Here is a 22,665-nt window from a genome sequence, read left to right on the forward strand (position 1 = left end):
ATGGCCGTACGGACCCGGGTGGGCGGCACGGCGGGCGCGCTGCGCGCGGCGAGCAGGGAGCACAGGGCGAGGGCGGAGCCGGCGGCGGCGGTCGCGGCGAGCGCGACGGCCCCGGCGAGGCTGCCGGTGTCGACGAGCACGGTCTGGAGGAGCAGGAACAGCAGCAGGGCCACCGGCCGCAGGGTCGTGGACCAGGCGCCGGACCAGGCGTTCACACTCGTCCGATTCCGATTCCGATTCCGATTCCGGGACCGCGACGGCGACGGCGACATGGTGTGCTCCTCCTCCCCTCATGCGCTTGGTGCTCTCATCAGTTATACAGCCTGAGGCACACCCGCCCGCAGAGCCCGCGACGCGCGACGCCTCCGCGTCACATCCGGCCCGTCCGGCCCGTCCGGCCCATCCGGAACGCACGGAGCAAGGAACTCATCGGGATCGGCATCCACGCCGAGACGAAGTGCCGCTACTGCACGCTCTTCCACACCGAGGCCGCCAAGCTGTTCGGCGCCACGGACGAGGAGATCCAGGAGGCTGTGCACTTCGCGAAGTACACCGTGGGCTGGAGTACGTACCTCAACGGCATGCGCGAGGACTACGACACCTTCGCCCGCGAGGTGCAGCTGATCAAGGAACATCTGGAGTCGAAGGCTGAGGTGTGAGCCATGCGACTGGAGTGGGCCCGGCCTGGCGTGGTGCGCGCGACCGCACACGTGTACGAGTATGCGGCGCTCGTGGCCGCCGCCCGGTACGTAGCCGAGTCCGCTCCTCCCGACATCCCGCCGGAGGTACTGGCCGACCTGCGCGCGGTCCTGGCCGACTACGACGAGCAGGCGGAGCACCTCAAGCAGGTGGCGCACCCCGGACACCGTGCCCCGCAGGACCGCCCTCCGCAGGACCGCCCTCCGCAGGACCGCCCCTCATCGCGGCCGCATGGAACTGAGCTTCCCCCACACGACGAGCCGGTACCGGGACGTGAACTCAGGGGTACAGGTGGTGAGGGTGATGTAGTACCCGGGAGTCCGGTACCCGGCGCCCGGCACGACGCGGCTGTGCGGCACCGGATCGATGACGTCTCCGTCGGACGCGGACGTCTGGGCGAGCCGCTTGTCGACCACGTACGTGTACACGGCCTTCTTGGTCTCGACGGTGACGGTGTCCCCGCGTCGCAGCCGGTTGATGTACCGGAACGGCTCCCCGTGCGTGTTCCGATGCCCCGCGAGAGCGAAGTTCCCGGCCTGGCCGGGCTGCGCGGTGCCCGGATAGTGCCCTACGTATCCGTGGTTCAGTACATGGGCCTTGCTGACCCCTTCGGCGATGGGCGCGCGCAGGCCGAGCCGGGGAATGGCGATGACGGCGTAGGCCCGGTCGTAACGGGGCGCGGCGGCGGGGGCGTGCGCGGTGCGGCCGGCGACGGAGGGACGCGAGGAGGCATCGGAGGAGGGCGCACCGGAAGCGCCTGCCGAGGACACGGAACCGGAGCTGGAACCAGAACTGGAACCCGAACCCAAACCAGAACCGGAACCGGAACCACGACCGGAGCCGGAACCAGAACCGAAACCGGAGCCATCGCCGGACCGGGACGCCCCCGACCGCCCCCACTGCCGTTCAAGGGCCTGCACCTTGTGCCCGGCCTCGGCCTTGGCCTGCCGGTTGGTCCACCACAGCTGATGCACGACGAGCAGCAGTACGACGACCCCGAGCGTGACGGCGGCTTCGGCGCAGGCCCAGAGCCCACGCCGCAGAAGCCGCCCGCGACCGTACCCACCCGTACGCGTACGCCCATGCGCGCGCCTACGCCCATGCGCACGCGTACGCCCATGCGTGACAACGCGAGGCATGCTTCCCCTCGCCCTCGCCCTCGCCCTCGCCCTCACCGGACCGGTCCTCCGCCGCAGCAGCACGCGCGCAAGATAGGCCCGGCGAGCGCAACTGACCAGCATCAGGGCAGGACCGGACTGGACCGCACGGTGCCGCCCGACGCATCCTTGAACCATGGACGGGCGCGCTCCTGTGATCGTGCTCCCTCCGTCACCGGACGGTGGACGGCGGGTGACGGTCAACGGCGAGCGCGTGGGTGTCGCCTACAGCCTCTTCGACGTGCTGGAGTTCCTCCACGAGGCGGGGCTGCCCACGAAGGACACGGCCGTCGACGATCCGGAACTGATCGACTGGCAGGGTGGCGGCCCGTACCGCTGGAACAGCACGGTCGGCTGAACGGGCACTGCACGGCACCACCACGGCACCACCCCACCAAGGCACGCCACGGCACGGCACGGCACCCGCAGGTCGGCCCGGCAGGGCCCCTCCGCCGCGCGGCCCCACCGCAGTACGGTGTCCCCCATGCGCCCCGACACGTCTGCCACGCCCGCCGAGAACGACGACGAGAACGCCACCGCCGCCACGTCCGCCACGCCCGCGACGGACGCCGCCCAGCACGTCACGGAAGCCGAGCGCCTGGAGCGCACGGCGGCGATGTACCCGGAAGACGCCGAACACCTGCTCCTCCAGGCCGCGGCCCACTACGAACTGGCCGACGCCCGCGAGAGGGCCACCACGCACTACGACAACCTCCTCTCCTCCCCCGCGGTCCACAATCCGACCCTGATCCGCGCCCTGAAGGCGGCCAACCTGTGGGAGTACGGCCATGACGCGGAGGCCAGGGCGATCATCACGGGTATCCGTATGACGGCACCGCGGGACCCGGCCCCCTGGGTGATCATCGCGGAGGCGCTGGAGACACACGACGAGCTGGACGAGGCCCACGAGACGTTCACGGCGGCGCTGGAGCTCCTGATCCCGGAGTCGGACCGCGGCCCGGCACCGGACTCCGACGCCGACGCGGGCACCGCGACCGGCCCGGGGCCGGCCCTCCCGCCCGCCCCGACCCACCCGCTCCTCCTGGGCCGCCACCGCGTACGCCGCATGCTGAACACGCCCCACGACGCGTGGGACGCTCTGGCCGACCGCGCCAACCGCACCTCGGTCCCGCTGGACGAACTCCACGACCCGAAACGCCTCTGGTCCCTCGGCTCGAACAACCCGGCGGAACTCCGCGCCGAAATCTCCCGCCTGCGCGCGGAGTTGGGCTCGTACCGGGAGGCGCTCTCCCGCCCGTTCCCGGTGGCCGTGCTGCACTGGCCGTCGTCCGAGTACGCGGAACTCCTCACGGCGTACCCCGAGCTGACCTCGGAATACCCGTCGTACGAGGCCCACTTGACCGCGGTGGAGGACGCCCTGCGCGAACTGGCGGCTTCGGGCACGGCCAACCTCGGCATCGTGACCGGCACGGTCCCCTCCTACGAAGCCTTCGCGGCCTCGGAAGCGTCGTCGCCGGGCGACGCGTCGCTGCTGCCGCAGTACGCGACGACCTTGGCGGCACGGGGGCGGGCTGTGGCGTGGCCGCCGAGCCCGGACGCGGAGTGCTGGTGCGGGTCGGGGCACGTGTACGGGGGGTGCCACGGCAGCGGGTCAGCCTGAGGTGGGCCGGCGGCCGGCCGGGCGCCTTCGGCGCGGACACCACGCCCGCACCGCGCTGCGACCACGGCATCTCGGGGCGCCGCGGCCCCCGGTGGCACCAGCCCGCACGCTGACGAGTTTCCTTGCCGGCGACATCGGCCGGCAGGATGCAATCGTGATCGACCGCGACGACGCACGCTGCTGAGGGTCGACGGCATTGGACGACATGAAGCCCTCCTCCGCCGGCGTCTCTGCCCGGATGTCCCGCCAGGCCAGCAAGGACACCGCCGCCGAGCTGGCTGTGCGACGTCTGCTGCACGCTGCGGGGTTGCGCTACCGCGTGGAGTACCCCGTACCCGGGATGGCCAGGCGACGGATCGACGTGGCCTTCACCGGCGTCAAGGTGGCGGTCCTCATCGACGGGTGCTTCTGGCACGGGTGCCCGGAACACGCCACGCACCCGAAGGCCAACGCGGAGTGGTGGCGCAAGAAGCTGGACCGGAACATGGCGCGTGACCAGGAGACCACCGAGCATCTGGTCGCGCAGGGGTGGACGGTGTTGCGGTTCTGGGAGCACGAGGCTCCCGATGAGGTGGCGGCTGTCGTACTGGCCGCGGTCAAGCACCGGCGCGAGGCAAGAAAACGGAGAGGGAATTGAGGGAGCTGACGTTCGTCGATGTGTGCAGCGGGGCCGGGGGGTTGGCACTCGGAATGGAACAAGCCGGACTAAGCCCCCGCCTGCTGCTCGACAACGATCCCGTGGCCTGCGAGATCCTTCGGCTCAATCGACCGGACTGGCCGATCGATATGGCGGATCTGCGGGACTTCGACCCGGCGGAGAACAGTGAGGTGTACGACGTCGACGTCCTGCTCGCGGGAGTACCGCGGTTCCGTTCGGCGGCGACCGTCCAGCGCTCCTCGGACGACGAGGCAGTGGAGATGTTCCGGGCCGCCATGTATCTCGCCCCGGCCGTGCGCCCAAGAGCGCTGGTGATCGAGAACGTTCCCGCCATGGTGGAGTCGGAGGAACTCGCATCGGTACGCGAGTTGGCGCACGCCGAACTGGAACACCTCGGGTACCGCCTGTACTGGGACGTGCTGAACGCGATGGACTTCGCTGTGCCCCAGGACCGCAGGGTCGGACTGCTCGTCGCCTTGCGCGAGGAGTCCGCGGACCGGTTCCGGATGCCGGAAGCGACCGTGCGCGAGCCGCTCACGGTCGGCGAGGCTCTTCTGGAGTCCATGGCCTCCCGCGGCTGGCCCGGCGCCAGGCGTTGGGCGGCACACGCCGACACTGTCGCGCCCACCCTGGTAGGCGGATCCACCAACCGCGGCGGTGCCGACTTCGGGCCGCGCGGCTCACAACGACGGTGGCAGCGGATGGGGGTCTACACGAAGTCGTACGGCGACGTGCCCCCCGGGCCGGACTTCGTATGGGATCCGGATCTGGGGCCGGCGGGCCTGGTGCCGGTCACCGTCGAGCAGGCGGCACTGGTTCAGGGCTTCCCTGCCGAATGGCGGTTCACCGGAGGCAAGACGAAGCGCTACGGACTGATCGCGCAGGCGTGCCCGCCACCGCTCGCCGGCGCCCTCGGCCGGGCCATCGAATCCGCTCTGCGACGCACACCACGCCCGTCCGCCGGCTAGACTCCCATCGCGTACCACCCAAGGAGCAACGGAATCCACTGTGCCTGAACCACGGAACATCAAAATCCTCGACCTGTTCGCCGGCCCCGGCGGACTGGACGTCGCGGCACATTTTCTCGGAATTCCGAGCATGGGAATCGAGTGGGACAGAAATGCGTGCCTGACGCGCTACCGAGCCGGACTCGACACAATTCACGGAAACGTCTCGAAAGTTCGAACGGAACAGTTCGCGAAAATTCCCGAGGATTACAACGTGCTGGCGGGCGGGCCGCCGTGCCAGTCGTTCTCAGTTGCGGGAAAAGGTCGCGGACGAGACCAGATCGAGGACCTCAAAAAGCTTATGAAGCTCATGGAGGACTTGGTCGACGATCACGAGAGCCCTGAGATCGACAAGGAATTGGAGAAGCTCGATCCCCGTGCGGCCCTGGTGTTGGAACCGCTGCGTTGGCTCCTGAAGAGGAATGCCGTCCACGGGAAGCCGTATGACGCGATCATCCTGGAACAGGTACCGACCGCGCTTCCCGTGTGGCACGAATACAAGGAGATCCTTCGGAGCCTGCCCGGTGACCTCGCCTATGAGTGCCCCGAGCCACACGTATTGCGCACGGAACGCTACGGCGTTCCACAGACCAGGCAGCGGGCCATCTTCGTCGCACGTCGTAAGAACGCGGACTTCGCAGGTGAACTGAAGCTTCCGAAGGGCACGTTCCGCAGCTTCGACCCCCGGGCTCCGTACGAGAGGGCCGCCGGGGCCCCGATCCAGGAGCAGACGCTGTTCGACCCTCACACCGACTCCGGACCGCTTCCGTGGCGGTCCATGCACAAGGCACTCAAAGCCGCCGGCCCCTTCCTGACCTACCCGGAAGGGACGAGTGCTCTGCCGGAGAACTTCGTCGTGGTCTCCAACTACGGATCCGGCGGCGACCCGAAGAAGCGCGGACGACGCTCCAGCCACTTTCCCGCGTTCACCGTCACCGGGAAGGTCTCGCGGAACGTCGTCCTGGTCGACGACGAGGACCACCGGCGGTTCACCATCCCCGAGGCCGGGGCGTTCCAGACGTTCCCCGGAAACTACCCGTGGGCCGGCAACGACCAGTCCCAGCAGGTCGGCAACGCGGTCCCGCCCGTCTTCGCCATGCACGTGCTGAGCGCCGCGCTGGGTATTCCGCTGCCGGAGGACCCCGTCGGAGCCGCGCTCAAGTGGGAGCCCGCGAGTGAGGAGCGCGCCGCCGAGCTCCGCGAACGGGGGTGCGGGAACGCCCGCGCGTGCACCGAGCACTGCCCCTCGCAGGAAGAGGTCAACGAGAAGTGACCTCCTCAGGCTCGTCGACCTGTTCACGATCACGCACGGGGGCGTCCTTGAAGAGATCGGCGAAGAGTTCGGTGAGAGTGTCGACAGACTCCTGAGGGGCGCGCGACTCGGCCGGCCCGGTCGGAAGGACCAGATCGCCGGGGAGAACCGCCTCGTACCGGATCCAGTCGGCGACAGCCACCTGGTCACGCTCGATGTCAGGGGCGATCACATCGTAGGCGAGGGTCATGGCGGCGGCGTTCACGACGGTGCACAGCGCGTTCACCTCACGCCCCGTCGTGACGACCCCCCGCTCCAACAGAACGGCGACAGCCTGGGCGACCGGCCTGTGGTCGACGACGTCCAGCCGCAGAGCCGTGTTGAGCATGTCCTGGTTCCTGCAGATACGGGCAGCGGGGCGGTAGTCGTCCCCGTCACGGAACATTTCGGCGGCCCACCACAGGCGCGCGAACGCCTGCTTGTAGTGCGGGCCTTGGAACCGGACAGCGTCGACCTTGCCCGATCGGCCATGGCGCCACACGACATAGTCGGGGGCCACGAGCAGCGCCAGGCAGGACCAGAGTTCGGGGTCCGCGGCCTCGGCGCGGGTCAGACGCAACGTCGCGTGCAGTCGTGGCGCGAGCCATTCGTCAGCCGCGGTCGGCTTCTCGTTGCGGCACAGATGCATGACCCGGTCGAGGAGGGCTCGCACGGGCCGGGCCCGGAACCGTTCCTCGTGCGGAAGCGGCTGTACGAGTTCGTCGAGAGCCAACGAGCGCGGCTTCTCCACACCCGTCAGCAGCCCTTCGGTGAGCTGCTCCGTCGCCGTCTCCGCGTCGAGCAGGCCGATGAACTCCGGGATGTAGGAAGGCTTTTCGAAAGTCACTCGGACTCCTCACGCTCAAGTTTCTCCAACGCCCGGACAGCCTCTCGGACGGCTTTGGCCAACCCCGCTCGTTCCTGAGCGGCGGCCTGGATCCGGGACTGGAGTTCTCCCCAGCCGTGGTCACCTGTACGGCGCCGGTGCACCTCGCGCAGCGCCTCGCCGGGAGTGAGATCGGGCAGGACAGTTCGCAACATGTCCCTCAACGCCTCTCCGCGCCAGTCGGCGGGGAACAGTGGACTGCCGTCTTCCTCGTCGGACTCCAGGTCGCCGAGAGCGGCATGGAAGGTGGCGGTCCACATGGCCTCGCCGAGCTGCGCGAGCAACAGGCTGCCGACGATTCCCGCCGGGCCGTCGCCCTGGGCGTCGAGCAGCTCCGTGAGCCTTTCCATGTCCGTATTGAGCCGGACTTCGGGCCGGCTGCCAGCGGCATTGATCGACCAGGGCAGATCGGGCATGTTCCGCAGCCACAGCGACGATCGGGAGAACGCCGTCTCCCGGACCGTGAACGTCTGCCCGTGCTCCGGCCGGGCCGCGCGAACGTCGATCACCCAGTCCTCGGTCGGTTCGGCCAACACGCGCCCGGGAACACCGCCCACGGTGCCGACCATCTGCACCGTGAGATTGGCCCGATGGAAGACGTCGGCCCGCAGCACGTCCAGGTCACCGATCCACTCGGTCCCGTCGTCCGTGGGACGCAACAGAACGGTGGCGCGAAGGTTGGTGGCTCCTTCGGTGAGGATCGCGAGTACGTTCACGTCGCTCCACGGTTCCCCCGCGGCGGTCGCCTTGGCCGGAACGGTCACCGAGACACGCAGCCGGGCTGTGGTCCAGCCGAGGGTGTCGGCGGAGCCGAGGGCAGTGGTCCGATCGGCGGACGCGGCGACATCGAGATGTTCCCAGTCGCCGTCGGGACCCTTCACGCTCGCAGCCTGAACGCGCAGCGCGACCGTGCCCTTGAGCGTGGGGTACGGGCGGATGACTCTCGCCATCAGTGCTGCTCCTTCTCACCGGTGCGGAGTTCGACGACGAGGCCGCTGCTGCTCGCGCGAACGGGGTGGGTGGTCGGGTCGGTGACGGCCCGGAAGGTGGCCCGCCGAGCGCCCGGCTCGAAGGTCAGCGAGCGGTCGTCGTCGGACCAGGTGCATCCCTCGATCGCCTCGACGCTCTGCCAGGACACGACGGGCGCGCTTCCGGAACGCACGGCGAACCGGGCGGTCGGTGCGGCGAACACGGCCTCCGGTACGGAGCCCGGCTTGATCTCCCCGTACACCTCCCAGGCGCCCGAGTCGATCGGCTTCGCCTCCACGGTGTCCAGGATCGGCGCGGTGGGAGCACCACGCCTGGACTGAGAGCGCGCCGGGGGCTTGGCGCGTCTCACCATCGCCTTCTTCAGCCGCTCGCCCCCTGCGGGCCGTTCGGCCCTGGGTACGACGACCAGGTCCTTCACAGCGGCGTTGGCGTCACGGACGAGTGTGGAGATCCGCCTGTGGGCCGAGTACGAATAGCGGGCGGCCAACTCCTCGGTCTGCCGCCACTTGTTGTGCTCCGGCGGTTCAGCGGCGCGCAGGAAGTGCTCGGCGGCCTCCGCGCCGCGCGCGTCCGGTCCGGCTGCCAGCCCGAGAAGGAGCACGGCTTGGAAGGGGCGTACGTTGCCGGGGAGCGCGGGCACGCGCCTGTCTCGGACGACCATGCGGTTGCCACGCATGGCGACAAGGCAGTTGTGCCGGTCGTCATCGTCGTCGGCACGAGTCACCAGCAGCACTGCGTCGTGCGGTACACCGCCTTTGGCCCCGCCCTCCAACGGCACGTTCATGGTGACGAGCTTCATGGCCACGTCATCGGCGTGCGTACGCCGGTCGACGGTGGTTCCGTCGAGAAACGCTCGAACGGCTCGCGTGCGGGAGGGCTGTTCTCGCTCCGGGTCGACCTGTTCCTCCGGGGCGATCTCGGTACCGTCGCGGAGCACCCGGACCGACGCCCGCAGCATGGGGGCCAGCCCGCCCCCACCGGTCATCGCGGCCCAGAAGTTGCGCCCCAGCGCCTTGAGCAGACGGTCCCGCATGGCCAACACGGAGGCCCCCTCGTCCTCGTCGCTGACCTCGTCCGAAGTCCGTTTGTCGAAGGAGGCCATGTCGTACGCCCCGACGATCAAGAACGAGGTGCCCGGTTCGTCGCTGTCCCGGGCGAGATGGAGCCGCTCGATCTCGTCGGCCTCGGCCCACCAGGACCGGGTGACTTCGCCACGGGGCGAGGCCGGGTCGGGGCGGCCGAACCAGGCCGGACCTGCGAGTACCTGGTCACCGACCTGCCGCCATGGAAGATCGAGGCGGCCGACGACGCGGTTGTCGGTGCGTCCCTCGTGGGGCTCGGAGAGCGTTGAATTGATCAGGACGAGGCCCAGTCGACTGGTGCCCCAGATAGTGGCCTTGCCCAGTCCGTAGGAACCGCCGAGGCCGGCACCCGCCTGTTTGTGACTGTCGAGTTGACGACGTACGACCGCGGCGAACCGGCCGTCGGCGTAGTCGTCGCCCGTGAGACCCGCCGCGTTGTAGTCGTCCACGCGCAGCAACACGAGACGCTGTCGCTCCCGCATGTCGCGCAGCCCCGCGGCAACCACTCGGCCGACCTTCTGCGCCTGGTCCGCCACAGCCTCGTAGTGCGGCAGCAACTTGTCCCAATGCATCGCGTCGAGGAAGCGGTGCATGTGTTCGCCGGTCAGCTCGTGCAACGTATAGCGGACGCGCACCGGGCGCTCGCTCGCCGACAGGCGTTCGTCAAGGCTGTTCTGGCAGGTCTCGCGGGCCAGCACCTCGACGTCCGGGTCGAAGGCGAAGGCGGCGGCATTTCCCAACTCACGCCCGGCGTCTTCGTGTTGGGGGCGGTGATACCAGGTGACGGGTAGGCCCGACTGGGTGTCCGTGGTCCGGGTGTGGACGGTCACGGTATCGGTTCCGAGTGCGATGGCGATACGTCCGATGGTCTCGACACGCGGAGTGGCCCGACCTGTGATCCAGGCCGAGACCGCCGCGCGTGTCACCTCGATCTTGTTGGCCAGCTCGGTCTGGGTCATACCGGCCAACTTCAACTGCCGGGCCAGCCAGGGACCGAAGTCCTCACCTGCCTCCACGTCCACCCCATGCTCTAGAAGTTCGTGACACCGACTCCGGGGCGGGCCTTCGAAGACGGACGCGCACCGCGGGAACTGAACCACAGTACCGCGTCGTCATTGACAGTGGACAGGGCGTCAAATTTCGTTTGACGACCATCCGGCCGTCCGCCACCCTCAGGGAGGTTCGCTTTGCCCGAATCGTTCGACTTCGCCACTGCCTCATCCCCGCCGCTTCGGAACAACGGGCCGCTCTCCTACCAGAAGCGGAGCATTTTCGCTTCCCGCCTTGTGTACTTCAGAGGACCAGGTCTAGCGTCAGCGGTCTGCCGCTGTGTCACATCAGCAACCACGCATGGGGCAGAAGTGTGCCCACTTCCAGGGATATGGGTTCGCGCGCCCAAAACTCGATTCTCATGAAACAGAACCAGAAAGAGCCCCCTGTTCCTCCCGAGCCCCCTGTTCCTCCTCTTGTAAAGGGCAGGTCGTAGCTTGTCTCCCGACCTCGGTTCCCGTGTTCTGTCCACCATTGCCGAGCAGTCCGCTCGCGTCTTGAGGACCTATGAGGCCGACCCGGGCCTCATACCGGAACACGCCAACGGCGAGCGCCGCATCACGAGGGGCGGATACGGCGACCGCCAGCTCTTCGAGCTCGTGCAGAACGCGGCTGACGAGATCGCCGACGAGCCGGGCGGTATCACACAAGTGGTGCTCACTCAGGCTCATCTCTACTGCGCGAACGAGGGGACCGCGGTCACACCGGACGGCGCGGAGACCATTCTCCGCATGAGCGTCTCCCGAAAGAGAGGCGGGCAGATCGGCCGTTTCGGCGTCGGCGTGAAGTCCGTGTTGGTCGTCACCGACGCCCCGCAGTTCTTCAGCCGCACCGGATCCTTCGGCTTCGACCGCAAGTGGGCGTCGACCTTGATCCGTGAAGTACCCGGGGTCGTCGAGAAGCTCGGCGAGGAATTCGAGACTCCTGTGCTTCGCATGGCTCGCCCCCTGGACGAGCAAGCGGAACGGGCAGCCGACCCCATTCTCGACGAGCTGTTGCGGTGGGCGACGACCGTCGTGCGACTGCCGTTGCTGCCAGGAGCCGCGAAGCGACTCGGACTGGACATGTTCGGCGGCGGCAAGATCGGAGGTCGGGAAGAATTCCCCCTCGGCTTCCAGCTCTTCTCGCCTCATGTGTCCCGTGTCCTGCTGGAGGACAGGCGAGTCAGTCCACCGATCAACCGTGTCCTGCGGATCGAGAGCGACGAGAACCTTCATGTCATCCGTGACGAGCGAACCGGACGGCGTCCCGAGACGACCCGTTGGCGGGTCTTCACGCACACCCACACGCCGTCACCCGCGGCTCGCGCGGACGCCGGTGAACTTCACGACCGGTCCACCATCGATCTCGCTTGGGCCGTTCCGGAGTACACCAAGGACAAGGACAGCGGGCTCCTCACCGTCCCCGCGGGTCGCGGTCGCTTCTGGTCGTTCTTCCCCACCAAGTACGAGATGGGTCTGACGGGGATTCTCAACGGAGCCTGGAAAACCAACGAAGACCGGCAGAACCTCCTGGACTCCTCGCCGTTCAACGCCGAGATGCTTGAGACCGCGGCCCGACTCGTCGTGTCCTCCCTGTCTGACCTTTCGCCGATCGAGGATCCCGGCGCCTACCTACGTCTCTTGCCCGGCCGCGAGAAGGAGACCGTCAGTTGGGCGGACAAGGCACTGACCCGGCACATTTGGCAGGCGGCCGTCGAACTCCCCTCGCTACCCGACCAGGACGGGGTCCTGCGGCGGCCCGAACGGTTGAACATCACGCCCGACCTGGGCAAGGACACCACGTCGATCCGGCGATGGACGGGGTACTGGAACGCCCACCCGGGTCGTCCGGTGGACTGGCTGCATCCGTCGGCCGAGGCCACACCCCTGCGCACGGGCAAGGTGGAGCACATCCTGTCCGAGTCCGGTAAGCGACGGGCGCGCGTGCGCGACTGGCTGGAAGCGCTCGTCCAGGACGGCACGGCCGAGTCGTCGGCGGCCGCGATCAACATCGTCGCCGACATGATCGACATGGGGGTCGAGTGCTCCGCCGAGGCGCGTACCGCCGAGATCGTCCTGACCGAGGACGGCCGCTTCGTCGCGCCTGTCATCGGCGAGGTGTTCCGCCGCACCTCGCAGGACGGGCTGCGCGAGTCCCTGGTATATGTGCATCGCACGCTCTCCGAGGAGCCGTCCCTGACCAGCGCCCTCAACACGCTCGGCATTCGTGAGGCCGACGTCCGCGGCCGTTTCCTCAGTGTTCTCGAGCAAGGTTTCGACAACTACGACGACCAGCGCTGGCAACGGTTCTGGGAGCTGTTCCATCAGGCTGGCGTGGGCGCGGTCGGCCACGAAGTTCAGCGGAGGATCACCGACCCACAGCGAACCCTGCGCGTCCGCACCGTGGACGGGATGTTTCGCTCATTGCGCGACGTCATGCTGCCCGGCCCGGTCGTGACGGCGCAGAGCGACCCTCACATCGCTGTCGACATTGCTTTCCACGCCGACTCCAAGAGGTTTCTCGACTCCATGGGCGTCCGTGAGCGCCCCTGCCTGGATCAGCGACCAGAAGGTGAGGACTGGTTCGAGGAGTACCGGGCGGCCGCGCATGCCGCCTATTGCGAGCAGCTGTCGGACGGCACCGCGCAGCGCCCCGCTCTCTCCCGCGTCCGACTCGACGGGGCTGCGACGGGCGGCCCTCTGCACCTGCTCCCGCACATGTCGGACAAGGCGCGTGTCGGCTTCCTGAACGCACTTCCCGAAGCCGGACTGATCAGCTCCTGGACGATGCAGATCGGAGCACGGCCCGGAACACGCAAGGCGGTCCGCTCACCGATCGTCTGGATGCTCCTGCGTCACGGCCGCGTAGAGACCTCACAAGGGGTGCGTGACCTGTCGGGTGCGGTGAGTCCTAGCCTCGGCAGCTATCGCTCGGTACTGCCGGTCGCCGACATCACCGAGGAGAAGGCCCGCCTGCTACGGCTTCCTGCCGACGTGGAGCAGGTCCCCGCCCGCTTCTGGCGCGGTCTGTTGGACCAGTTGGAGACCACGGACGACGACCGGTTCGTCGGCTCGACGTACGCCCTGCTCGCGAGTGTCGGCCACGCCTTCGAGGAGGGCTATCTCACCCGTTGTCGCGTGGGTGGTCCGTGGGGGCGCCGTACCGATGAAGAGATCGCGGTCACGGCCGACCCGAACGAATACCGGGCGCTGCGCGCCGAGCAAATTCCCGCTCTGCTGACCACCACTGTCGACGAGGCCGAGACCCTGATCTCGCTGTGGGGCATGAGCCGACACAAGGATGTCATCACCCACGAGACCCGATACGTCGCCGACGACGAACCCCGGCCCGTGGACGAGGTCCTGCCCGTACTTCGCCAGTACGGGCATCGGAGCGCCGTCAAGGGCGTCCAACTGCAGCGCGTCGGCGAGCTGGAGGAGATCATCCGGACGCCCAACGGCATGCGAGCCGCTCCTCTGACGAAGGCACGAAGGGACTCCCTGGTCCTGGTGCCCAAGGACGCCGACGAGCTCGCGACTCTGAGAGCCGTGGACGAGCTGCTCGGACTGCGTCTCGGCCGGGCGGGCTGTGAGCAGCTGCTGGAACGACAGCGCCGAGACGCCGAGAACAAGGAAGCCATGGCCCGACGCGCGGCGATCCGCGGCGAGCCGGACATCGTCCGAAAGCTGCTGTTGCTGATCGGCGCCGACACCCTGCGCGAGGGGCTACCGGCGGGCATGCTGGACGGTGAGCGCGTCCAGAACGGTGGCGAAGAACCGAGCGAGTACCGCATCGCGCAGATGGCGTTCAACGCCCACGGAGACGCAGTCCTGCGCCAGTATCGGCATGAGATCCGCATGGCTCACCCCGACGCCCCGGAGAACTACGGAGGCTCATCGGCGGCCGTGAAGTTCGTGTCCGACCTCAAGTTCCCCGAGTCCTTCGCCGGTTACCGGGCCCGCCCTCTGGAACCACGTATCGAGGTGTCCGGTCCACGCGACTTCCCTCGCCTGCACGACTACCAGGAACGGTTGGCGGCCAACGTCGTCGACATGCTCGACCAGATCTCTCCGCGGCGAGCGATGCTGTCGCTGCCGACGGGCGCGGGCAAGACCCGCGTCGCGGCCGAGGCAGTCATCCGCTGGGTGAAGAAGGTCGGCGCCCTCCCCGGCCCGATCCTGTGGATCGGTCAGACGGAAGAACTGTGTGAGCAGGCAGTACAGAGTTGGAAGTTCGTGTGGGAGAAGGTCGGAGCGCCGACACCACTGGCGATCAGCCGGTTGTGGTCGTCCAACGAAGCCGGTGACGTCACCGACATGCCGCACCTGGTCGTCGCCACAGACGCCAAACTGGACATGCCTGGCTGCCTCGCCGACGATTCGTACAGCTGGCTACGGAACGCGGCACTGGTGATCGTCGACGAGGCGCACACAGCCATGGGGCCCCGCTACACCGAGATCCTCGGGCTCTGCGGTCTGACCCCGCACCGCACTGAGCGACCGCTGCTCGGTCTGACCGCGACACCCTTCCGCAGCACCAACGAAGAGGAGACCCGCCGACTGGTCAACCGCTTCGGCGCCGACCGTCTCGACGCCGGGATCTTCGACGGCGCGGACCCGCACAAGGAACTGCAGAAGCTCGGCGTCCTGGCCCACGTCGAACACCGCGAGCTCCAGGGAGGTTCCATCGTGCTCACCCGTGACGAGCGGAAGCGGGCGGAATCCATGCGTCTGCTGTCGAAGTCCGCCGAACACCGGTTGGCCGAGGACCATGACCGCAGCGCCCGCATCGTCGCGGAGATCCGCGGCATGCCGAAACACTGGCCCGTCCTGGTCTTCGCCACCTCCGTCGACCACGCAAAGCTGCTCGCGGCCCGACTGCGCGATGTCGGCATCACGGCGGCCTCCGTCGATGCGTCCACGACGCCCGCCGACCGCAGCCGCCGGGTACACGAGTTCCGTGACGGCAGGCTGCGCGTACTGACCAACTACGGCGTCCTCACCCAGGGCTTCGACGCCCCGGCCACTCGCGCCGTCGTCGTGGCCCGGCCTGTCTACAGCCCCAACGTGTACCTGCAGATGATCGGTCGCGGGCTACGCGGCCCCCTCAACGGCGGTGAGGAAACCTGCCTGATCCTCGATGTTCGCGACAACATCACCAACTTCGACACCGAACTGGCCTTCACCCGGTTCGAACATCTGTGGAGCGAGCAGTGACCGACCTCGTCGCCCCTTTGACGCTCACCGATGAGCAACGTGCGGTCGTGGAGCGTCCCTGGGATGCCCGGGTCCTCGTGACCGCGGGCGCGGGCACGGGCAAGACCCACACCATGGTGTGCCGCCTGAACCATCTGGTCGGGCACCCGATTCCCGAAGAGGCCGTCGGCGCCGACGAGCTTCTGGTGCTGAGTTTCTCGCGTGCCGCGGTGCGCGAGTTGACCGAACGCCTGCGCGCGCACGGCGGTGCTGCGCGAACGGTACGGCCCAAGACCTTCGACGCCTGGGCCCTCGAGCTGCTCTCCGGCGCCTACCCCGGCACCGACTGGTCGAGCCGCTCCTTCGACGACCGGATCCGCGAGGCCACGGCGGCTGTACGGAAGGGGGCCGTCGAGGTCAGCGCCGCCGGCGTGCCCGCGCACATCGTCGTCGACGAGGCCCAAGATCTCGTCGGCGACCGCCGAGACATGGTCGAGACCCTGATCGACGTGCACCGGGAGTCGCTCGGCTTCACCATCGTCGGTGACGACGCCCAGTTCGTGTACGGCTTCCAGATCGAGGACCGTGTGCAACGTGAGCGGGAGGCAGGACTCTTCTTCGACTGGGTGCGTGCCTCGTTCGACGACCACGAGGAACTCCACCTCACCCGCGGCTTCCGGGCTACGAGCACCGACGTGCGCGAGGTGCTTCCCTTCGGCGACGAGTTGCGGAGCCTGCCCTCCGGAGCAGCTGGGCGGGAGGCCGCCGAGAGCATCTACGAGCGGCTTCGGCTCCTGCTGTCCGAGCAAGGCGGCTTCCCCGCCGTCGACGACGAGCTGTTCCTGGCCTCACTGCGCGCCACGCGTGACCGGGTGGCCATCCTGACCCGGGACAACCGGCAGGCGCTGAAAGTGTCGGAGATCCTGCACGAGCACCGGGTGGAACACGCTCTGCGGCGCTCGGCTCACGACCGGTCCGTTCCCTCGTGGGTCGTCGACCTGCTGGGCGCGACAGAGGCCACCACCCTCTCGGAGAATCGGTTCCGTTCCGTCGTCGCATCCGTGTCACTGCCGGAGGGCACCGAACCGGCGGAGGTCTGGCGTGTACTGAGGAGTGTCGCCTCCGCACGCGGCAGTCAGGGACTGGACCTCGGTCGCATAGCCCCGCTGGTCCGGCAGGGCCGGTTCCCCGAGGACCTCGCCGACCCCGTGAGAGCCCACGTCGTCGTGTCCACCGTCCACCGCGCGAAGGGCTTGGAGTTCGACCGCGTCATCGTGCTCACGCCCCCGACGGTCACCGAGCTCCGAGCCGCCCATCCGGACGTCGACATGCCGGCCGAGGCACGCGCCCTGTACGTCGCCATGACCCGCCCCCGCGAGGACCTCTATCACGTGACGGCACCACAGGTACGGATGCTGCGCAGGGCCGAGCGCGGCGACCGTGTTCACCTGACCGGCCGGAAGGCCTACCAACGATTCGGCGTCGAGTTGCGCGGCGGGGACGTCGATCACACAGCACCGTTCGGCGACGCGCTGGCACCTGCCGTTCAGACATACCTGCGAGAGAAGGTAAGACCGGGTGACGCAGTCGAGCTTCGGCGAATCAATCCGCTTCCCGCCGCGGACGGCCAGAGCCCTCGGTACGAGATCGTCCACGAAGGTCGTGCGATCGGCGAGGTTTCCGAGAAGTTCAGGAAGGACTGGTACCGGGTCATGAAGATCAATCGGATCTGGAACCCGAACTGGCCGAAGTCGGTGGTCGGTTGCCGAATCGACTCGGTTGTCTCCGCAGCAGGGCCTTCCGCCACGTCGCAGGCGGCGGGCCTCGGCGGGCGTGGGGTGTGGTTGGCCCCTCGTGTCGGTGGACTGGGGCGTCATGTGTGGGCGTGCGCCGAAAAGGAGACCGAGTGATGAGCAGCCAGAAGCCCGAAGATCACGGTGCCCACTACGCCGCTCGCAGGGGCCTGCTGGAGGCCCTGCGACGCGAGCTGTCGGGCCCTGTGGAGGCGGACGGCCCCGATGCGCTGGCGGAGGTGCTCACCGACGACGCCCCGATCACCCGGTACGTCGTCGGTGTGCTGCACCCACAACGCGAGGCAACGGCCCTCCCGTACGATCCGGGGGCGGATCCCGACGCCGGCCTGGACGAGGCGCCGTTGGTCGCAGGAGGCGGTCCCGACGACGGCGGAGTACCCGACCCCCCCACAGCCGGCGACCGAAAGCCGTCCTCCGCTGGGCTCACCTTCGCTGTCGCTCCCGCCATCGCCGCCTCCATCACGGTGACCGCGCGCGCCGCCGTGTACGAACCCGTGGACGAGAACGGCAACCGGATCGAGGCCGGCCGTGCGACGGCGCGCACAACCGACGAGCAGCGTGAGAACTGGAGGCGCCGCCAACTGACGCTGAAGTCACCGTCGTTCGATGTCACATCCCCTGGCCGCAAGTGCGAGCCTCTCGGCGACGGTGGGGCGGAACTCCACGTGCACATCCGCAGGCCGAGCCCGGTCGACGGGACGGTGACCGTCACTGTCACCCTCGTCAACGGAAATCGCATCGGAGAGAATCAGCTTGCCGACGCGCACGCCCTGTTCCAGCCCGAACTGCGTGTGACCGCCGAAGGCGGTGCCGGAGCGATCGTCGAGCGGCAGGCGTCGCGCGGTTCGTTCGATGCCGAGGTCGACGCGAGTCGACTGCTGCACCGTCATGCGCCGACGTTCGCGGTCGGGCACGGTTGCGCGGCGGAATGGACCTGGCGCCCCGCCCAGGTCGGGCTGATCGACAAGCAACCGGCAGCCGTGGAAGAGGTCCGCACCCAGTTCCTGCCACATCACGAGGTGCTGCTCGCCGACTCCAACGCGGAGATCGAGCGGATCGCGCCTGCCGCACTCTCCATGAACGGACTGGCCACCCGCTCCGACCGGGACATCGTCGCAGACCTCACGGCACTCGCCGAGGGCTATGCGGCATGGGTGGCCGCCAAACGGGCCGAGATGTCAGAGCTGGCGGACGGCCCGCACGAGGACGCCGCCCGCCAACAGATCGAGTCCTGCGCGGAGGCCCTCAGGCGGCTGCGCGCGGGCATCGAGGTACTGGCCGACAAGCCTGACGTCATGCGCGCCTTCCGTCTGGCCAACCAGGTCATGACCGACCAGCGCTCCCGCGGTGAATGGATCAAGGATGGCCGGCAAGGAAGCCCCGACCGGGATGCCGCGAAGTGGCGCCCCTTCCAGATCGCGTTCGTTCTGCTGTGTCTGGCGGGCATCGAGGATCCGAAACACCCGGACCGGAAGATCTCCGATCTGCTCTGGTTCCCGACAGGCGGCGGCAAGACCGAGGCGTACCTCGGCCTGATCGCGTTCACCACCTTTCTGCGGCGGCTGCGGCGTGTTGCGGACGGCGGCGGCGTCACGGTCCTGATGCGGTACACGCTGCGCCTGCTCACCCTCCAACAGTTCGAGCGCGCCGCCATCCTGATGTGTGCCATGGAGAAGCTGCGCCGGACCATGCCCGAGGAACTCGGCGGCGAGGAGATCTCGCTGGGTATGTGGGTCGGGCAGTCCGCGACACCGAACACCCTGGAACGGGCGAGAACGCGTCTCGATGATGTAGCCGACAAGGGCGAGTTGGACAAAGAGAACCCCGTTCAGCTCCAGGTGTGTCCATGGTGCGGCACCGGCCTGGATCACACCGATTACTGCGTCGACGAGTCCGCTCGCCGCATGTGGGTGCGATGCCGGGACAGCGATTGCGACTTCGCCGGGGGCCTTCCCGTGCATCTCGTCGACGAGGCTGTGTACGCGGCCCGACCGACCCTGGTCATCGCCACCGTGGACAAGTTCGCCTCGATGCCGTGGCGCGCACAGACGGCCGCTCTCTTCAACCGTGACCGAAACGACGGCACCCCACCTCCCGAATTGATCGTCCAGGACGAGTTGCATCTGATCTCCGGGCCGCTCGGCACCCTCACCGGCCTGTACGAGACCGCGGTGGACGCCTTGTGCGACACTCCCAAGGTGATCGCTTCCACGGCGACCATCCGACGCGCCGCGGATCAAGGGCGAAGCCTCTTCGACCGCGAGGTGCGGCAGTTTCCCCCCGCCGGGCTGGACGCTCGCGACTCGTGGTTCGCCGTCGAGGCGAGCCGCGACGACAAAGCGAGCCGCGAGTATGTCGGCCTCTTCGCGCCCGGTACCAGCCAGTCGACGCTCCTCATCCGTACCTACGCCACTCTGCTCCATCAGGCGATGCGGGCCGATCTCGATCCGGTGGTGCGAGACACATACTGGACGCTGGTCGGCTACTTCAACAGTCTCCGTCTGCTCTCGGCAGCGAAGCTCCAGGTCGAGGACGACGTCAGGGACTACCTGAGACTCCTCGCCAAGCGCGACGGCATCGAGCCGCGCGAGGTCGACATCGTCGCCGAACTGACCAGTCGGCTACGAGCCAGCGAAGTCCCCGCCGAGCTGAAGAATCTGGACCGCCGCTTCGGTGACCCGGAAGCCGTGGACGTCCTTCTCGCCACGAACATGATCGCCGTCGGCGTCGACGTCGGCCGGCTCGGCCTGATGGCTGTCATGGGCCAGCCGCAGACGACGGCCGAATACATCCAGGCGACCAGCCGCGTCGGTCGTCGGCATCCAGGCATGGTCGCCGTCATGCTCAACTCGACTCGCGCCCGCGACCGTTCGCACTACGAGAACTTCCAGTACTTCCATTCCGCTCTCTACCGCCAGGTCGAATCGACGTCCGTGACTCCGTTCTCGTCCCGCTCCCGCGACCGAGGACTGCATGCCGTGATCGTCGCCCTCACCCGCATCCTCGTTCCGGAGCTACGCGAGAACCACAAAGCGGGCGACATCGTGGATCACCTGGACAGGGTCGAAGCACTGGTGCGCCCCATGTTCCTGGACCGGGTGGCACGGGTCGCCCCCAAGGAGGCAGAGGCGACCGAGGCCGCGTTCGACGAGTTCATCGCCTGGTGGCGCGAAGCGGCGGTCAGACACGGCCGCCTGCTGTACGACCCGTACAACGGCCAGGGGACCCCGTCGTTGCTGCGCCCCTTCGACGACCGCTCCGAGGTGGCTCCAGCTTGGTCCACGCTGTGGAGCATGCGCGATGTCGACGCCGAGACCGCACTCTTCATGGAGGCCACCCGATGACACCCCCCAGACAGCGTCGGACCGCCGGCGCCTTCGGCGCACCCCGCAAAGCTCTTGCCCGAAAGGGAGCGGTGCGCCGCTCACAGGCCGTGACCACCTACGGCGTAGGTTCACTCGTCGCCTTCGAACAGGAGTCCTTCATCGTCAGCGGCCTCGACGACGCCGACGCGAGCTGGCCGGAGGACGAAACACCCAAGGTCTACGAGCACAGACTCGCTCGCACTCTCCGCGTGACCCATTTCCGGCTTCCCCCGGGGTCCGACGAGCGAAGCACGGACGGGATGCGAGTGCGGCGATTCCCGCTGATGCACAACTGTCCCGGGTGCGAAAAGCTGCAACCGATCGGCAGATTCAATCCCCCGGCCGGCAAGGCCGTCTGCCAGGACTGCGCCAGGGATCTCGTGCCCTCCCGCTTCGTGATCGCCTGCGAGAACGGCCACCTCGACGACTTCCCGTACTGGAAATGGCTACATCGGGACAACCGTCCGGGCGGTGTCACGGGCGGTTGCGGCGGAACGCTCATGCTCCGCTCGACCGGCCGCACGGCCTCGCTGCGGTCGATCGTCGTCTCCTGCACCTGCGGAACGGTCAAGGAGGTGTCCATGGAGGGCGCCTTCGGCCGGCAGGCACTGCGTGACCTGAGCATCCGATGCGCGGGACGACGTCCTTGGCTCAAAGACGCCCCCGTCGAATCATGCACAGCCGCGCCGCGCACCTTGCAGCGTGGTGCCTCAAGCGTGTGGCAGCCCATCCTGAAGTCGGCACTGTCGATCCCTCCTTGGAGCGACGGCTCCACCGATCCGCTCGCCGCCATCTGGGACCAGTTGCGCGAGTGCGAGACAGAGCGTGAGATCTCACTCGTCCTGAACGGCAAGTTCGATGGCAATCCGCCGATCACCGCGGCCCGGGTGATGGAGCTGCTCGTCGCCGAAGCCCAGGACGATCCCGATCCGGAGTCCGATGAGGCTCAGATCCCGGACGCCCCCTACCGTGTGCTCCTGCGCCAGGAGTACCGGAAACTCTCCGAGGGAAATCCGGAAGGGGACCGCCGCGAGCAGTTCGTGTGCGAGCCTCCGGAAGGGGACCATCGAGCGCACCTGGATCGATTCGGCCTCGGCCGTCCGATGCTGGTCAAGCGCCTGCGCGAAGTCCGTGCCCTGAAGGGTTTCACCCGCATCATCCAGCCCGACGCAGCACCCGACAAGGGCGGCGCCCCTCTGTCCATGGCCGGGCTGAAGTGGCTTCCGGCGGTGGAAGTCAGCGGAGAAGGTGTCTTCCTGAGGCTCGACAAGAAGCGGCTCGACGCCTGGTCCGGGGGCTCCGAAGTCAAGAGGCGGGTCGCCCGCATGGCCCGCCTCCACGACGAAGCGCTGGTCAAGTCCGCCCCCAAGGGCGCCACTCCCCGCCGCTCCCCCGGAACCCCCCGGATGGTCCTGCTGCACACACTCGCGCATGTACTGATCAACGAATGGTCACTCGACGCCGGTTATCCGGCCGCCGCGCTCCGCGAACGCCTCTACGCGGACGACACGATGGCAGGTTTCCTGATCTACACCGCCACCAGTGACTCAGCGGGAAGTCTGGGTGGTCTTGTCGCCCAGGGGGAGCCCAGCGTGCTGAAGGACAGCCTCTTGTCGGCTCTCCGCCGTGCCTGCTGGTGCTCGGCCGATCCTCTCTGCATCGAGTCCGGCCCGTCGGGGACCTACGGTGCCAACCTGTCGGCCTGCCACTCCTGCGTGATGCTTCCGGAGACGAGCTGCGAACACAACAACATCCTGCTCGACCGGGCTCTGCTCATAGGCAGCCCGGACAATACCGAGGTCGGCTACTTCGTCGATCTCTTCCAGAGCTGATTGACACGCCGTCGCCCCGTGACTGTTCGCAGGAAG

At 68.1% G+C, this 22,665-nt stretch carries 14 protein-coding genes and 1 pseudogene; 10 read left to right on the plus strand and 5 right to left on the minus strand.

The genetic code is table 11. The annotated features are described in order from the left end of the window. A pseudogene (locus tag OFY01_RS28445) lies at window positions 1-215 on the minus strand (DUF6412 domain-containing protein); the annotation flags it as partial. 60 nt (window positions 216-275) lie between these two features. Here OFY01_RS28445 and OFY01_RS28450 point away from each other — a divergent pair. Further along, window positions 276-659 (plus strand): carboxymuconolactone decarboxylase family protein, encoded by a 384-nt coding sequence (locus tag OFY01_RS28450; RefSeq protein ID WP_266604730.1) that lies wholly within the window; start codon window positions 276-278, stop codon window positions 657-659. Between the two features lie 258 nt (window positions 660-917). On the opposite strand, the gene OFY01_RS28455 is transcribed toward OFY01_RS28450, so the two are convergent. Then, window positions 918-1,673 carry a class E sortase gene (locus tag OFY01_RS28455; protein WP_407700445.1) on the minus strand — a complete coding sequence of 252 codons (756 nt, stop codon included), beginning with the start codon at window positions 1,671-1,673 and terminating at the stop codon, window positions 918-920. A gap of 319 nt (window positions 1,674-1,992) precedes the next feature. On the opposite strand from OFY01_RS28455, the gene OFY01_RS28460 reads away from it, so the two are divergent. From OFY01_RS28460 to OFY01_RS28480, 5 genes are all read left to right on the plus strand, one after another. After that, window positions 1,993-2,214, plus strand: coding sequence for a hypothetical protein (locus OFY01_RS28460; protein ID WP_266604734.1), 222 nt, complete (start codon window positions 1,993-1,995; stop codon window positions 2,212-2,214). A gap of 126 nt (window positions 2,215-2,340) precedes the next feature. Next, the gene (locus OFY01_RS28465; RefSeq protein ID WP_266604736.1) at window positions 2,341-3,477 is read left to right on the plus strand and encodes an SEC-C domain-containing protein; all 1,137 of its coding nucleotides are present in this window, start codon (window positions 2,341-2,343) and stop codon (window positions 3,475-3,477) included. A gap of 205 nt (window positions 3,478-3,682) precedes the next feature. Beyond that, on the plus strand, window positions 3,683-4,114 hold the full coding sequence (locus OFY01_RS28470; RefSeq protein ID WP_266604738.1) for a very short patch repair endonuclease: 432 nt from the start codon (window positions 3,683-3,685) through the stop codon (window positions 4,112-4,114). A gap of 20 nt (window positions 4,115-4,134) precedes the next feature. Next, window positions 4,135-5,103: a DNA cytosine methyltransferase gene (locus tag OFY01_RS28475; RefSeq protein ID WP_323135578.1), complete on the plus strand. Its 969-nt coding sequence runs from the start codon at window positions 4,135-4,137 to the stop codon at window positions 5,101-5,103. A 40-nt stretch (window positions 5,104-5,143) separates the two neighbouring features. Beyond that, window positions 5,144-6,415: a DNA cytosine methyltransferase gene (locus OFY01_RS28480; RefSeq protein WP_266604741.1), complete on the plus strand. Its 1,272-nt coding sequence runs from the start codon at window positions 5,144-5,146 to the stop codon at window positions 6,413-6,415. On the opposite strand, the gene OFY01_RS28485 is transcribed toward OFY01_RS28480, so the two are convergent. Genes OFY01_RS28485 through OFY01_RS28495 form a run of 3 tightly spaced genes read right to left on the minus strand, consistent with a single transcriptional unit; the run spans window position 6,402 to window position 10,407 of the window. Beyond that, a complete protein-coding gene (locus OFY01_RS28485; protein WP_266604743.1) occupies window positions 6,402-7,280 on the minus strand; it encodes a DUF6339 family protein in 879 nt (292 codons plus the stop codon). The genes OFY01_RS28480 and OFY01_RS28485 overlap by 14 nt on opposite strands. After that, a complete protein-coding gene (locus OFY01_RS28490) occupies window positions 7,277-8,269 on the minus strand; it encodes a hypothetical protein (RefSeq protein WP_266604745.1) in 993 nt (330 codons plus the stop codon). The genes OFY01_RS28485 and OFY01_RS28490 overlap by 4 nt, the downstream gene beginning before the upstream one ends. Then, complete coding sequence (locus OFY01_RS28495) at window positions 8,269-10,407, minus strand: helix-turn-helix transcriptional regulator (protein WP_266604746.1); 2,139 nt, start codon at window positions 10,405-10,407, stop codon at window positions 8,269-8,271. The genes OFY01_RS28490 and OFY01_RS28495 overlap by 1 nt, the downstream gene beginning before the upstream one ends. Before the next feature lie 531 nt (window positions 10,408-10,938). On the opposite strand from OFY01_RS28495, the gene OFY01_RS28500 reads away from it, so the two are divergent. The 4 genes from OFY01_RS28500 to drmB are packed head-to-tail and all read left to right on the plus strand — an operon-like array spanning window position 10,939 to window position 22,629. Continuing rightward, the gene (locus OFY01_RS28500; RefSeq protein ID WP_407700446.1) at window positions 10,939-15,639 is read left to right on the plus strand and encodes a DEAD/DEAH box helicase; all 4,701 of its coding nucleotides are present in this window, start codon (window positions 10,939-10,941) and stop codon (window positions 15,637-15,639) included. After that, window positions 15,636-17,528, plus strand: coding sequence for a UvrD-helicase domain-containing protein (locus tag OFY01_RS28505; protein ID WP_266604747.1), 1,893 nt, complete (start codon window positions 15,636-15,638; stop codon window positions 17,526-17,528). Before OFY01_RS28500 ends, OFY01_RS28505 begins: the two co-directional genes overlap by 4 nt. Continuing rightward, window positions 17,528-20,776: a helicase-related protein gene (locus OFY01_RS28510; RefSeq protein WP_266604749.1), complete on the plus strand. Its 3,249-nt coding sequence runs from the start codon at window positions 17,528-17,530 to the stop codon at window positions 20,774-20,776. The genes OFY01_RS28505 and OFY01_RS28510 overlap by 1 nt, the downstream gene beginning before the upstream one ends. Continuing rightward, the gene (gene drmB / locus OFY01_RS28515) at window positions 20,773-22,629 is read left to right on the plus strand and encodes a DUF1998 domain-containing protein (protein WP_266604751.1); all 1,857 of its coding nucleotides are present in this window, start codon (window positions 20,773-20,775) and stop codon (window positions 22,627-22,629) included. The genes OFY01_RS28510 and drmB overlap by 4 nt, the downstream gene beginning before the upstream one ends. Window positions 22,630-22,665 lie beyond the last annotated feature (36 nt).

Origin of the sequence: Streptomyces beihaiensis (genome assembly GCF_026274175.1) — a bacterium.
Taxonomy (GTDB): domain Bacteria; phylum Actinomycetota; class Actinomycetes; order Streptomycetales; family Streptomycetaceae; genus Streptomyces; species Streptomyces beihaiensis.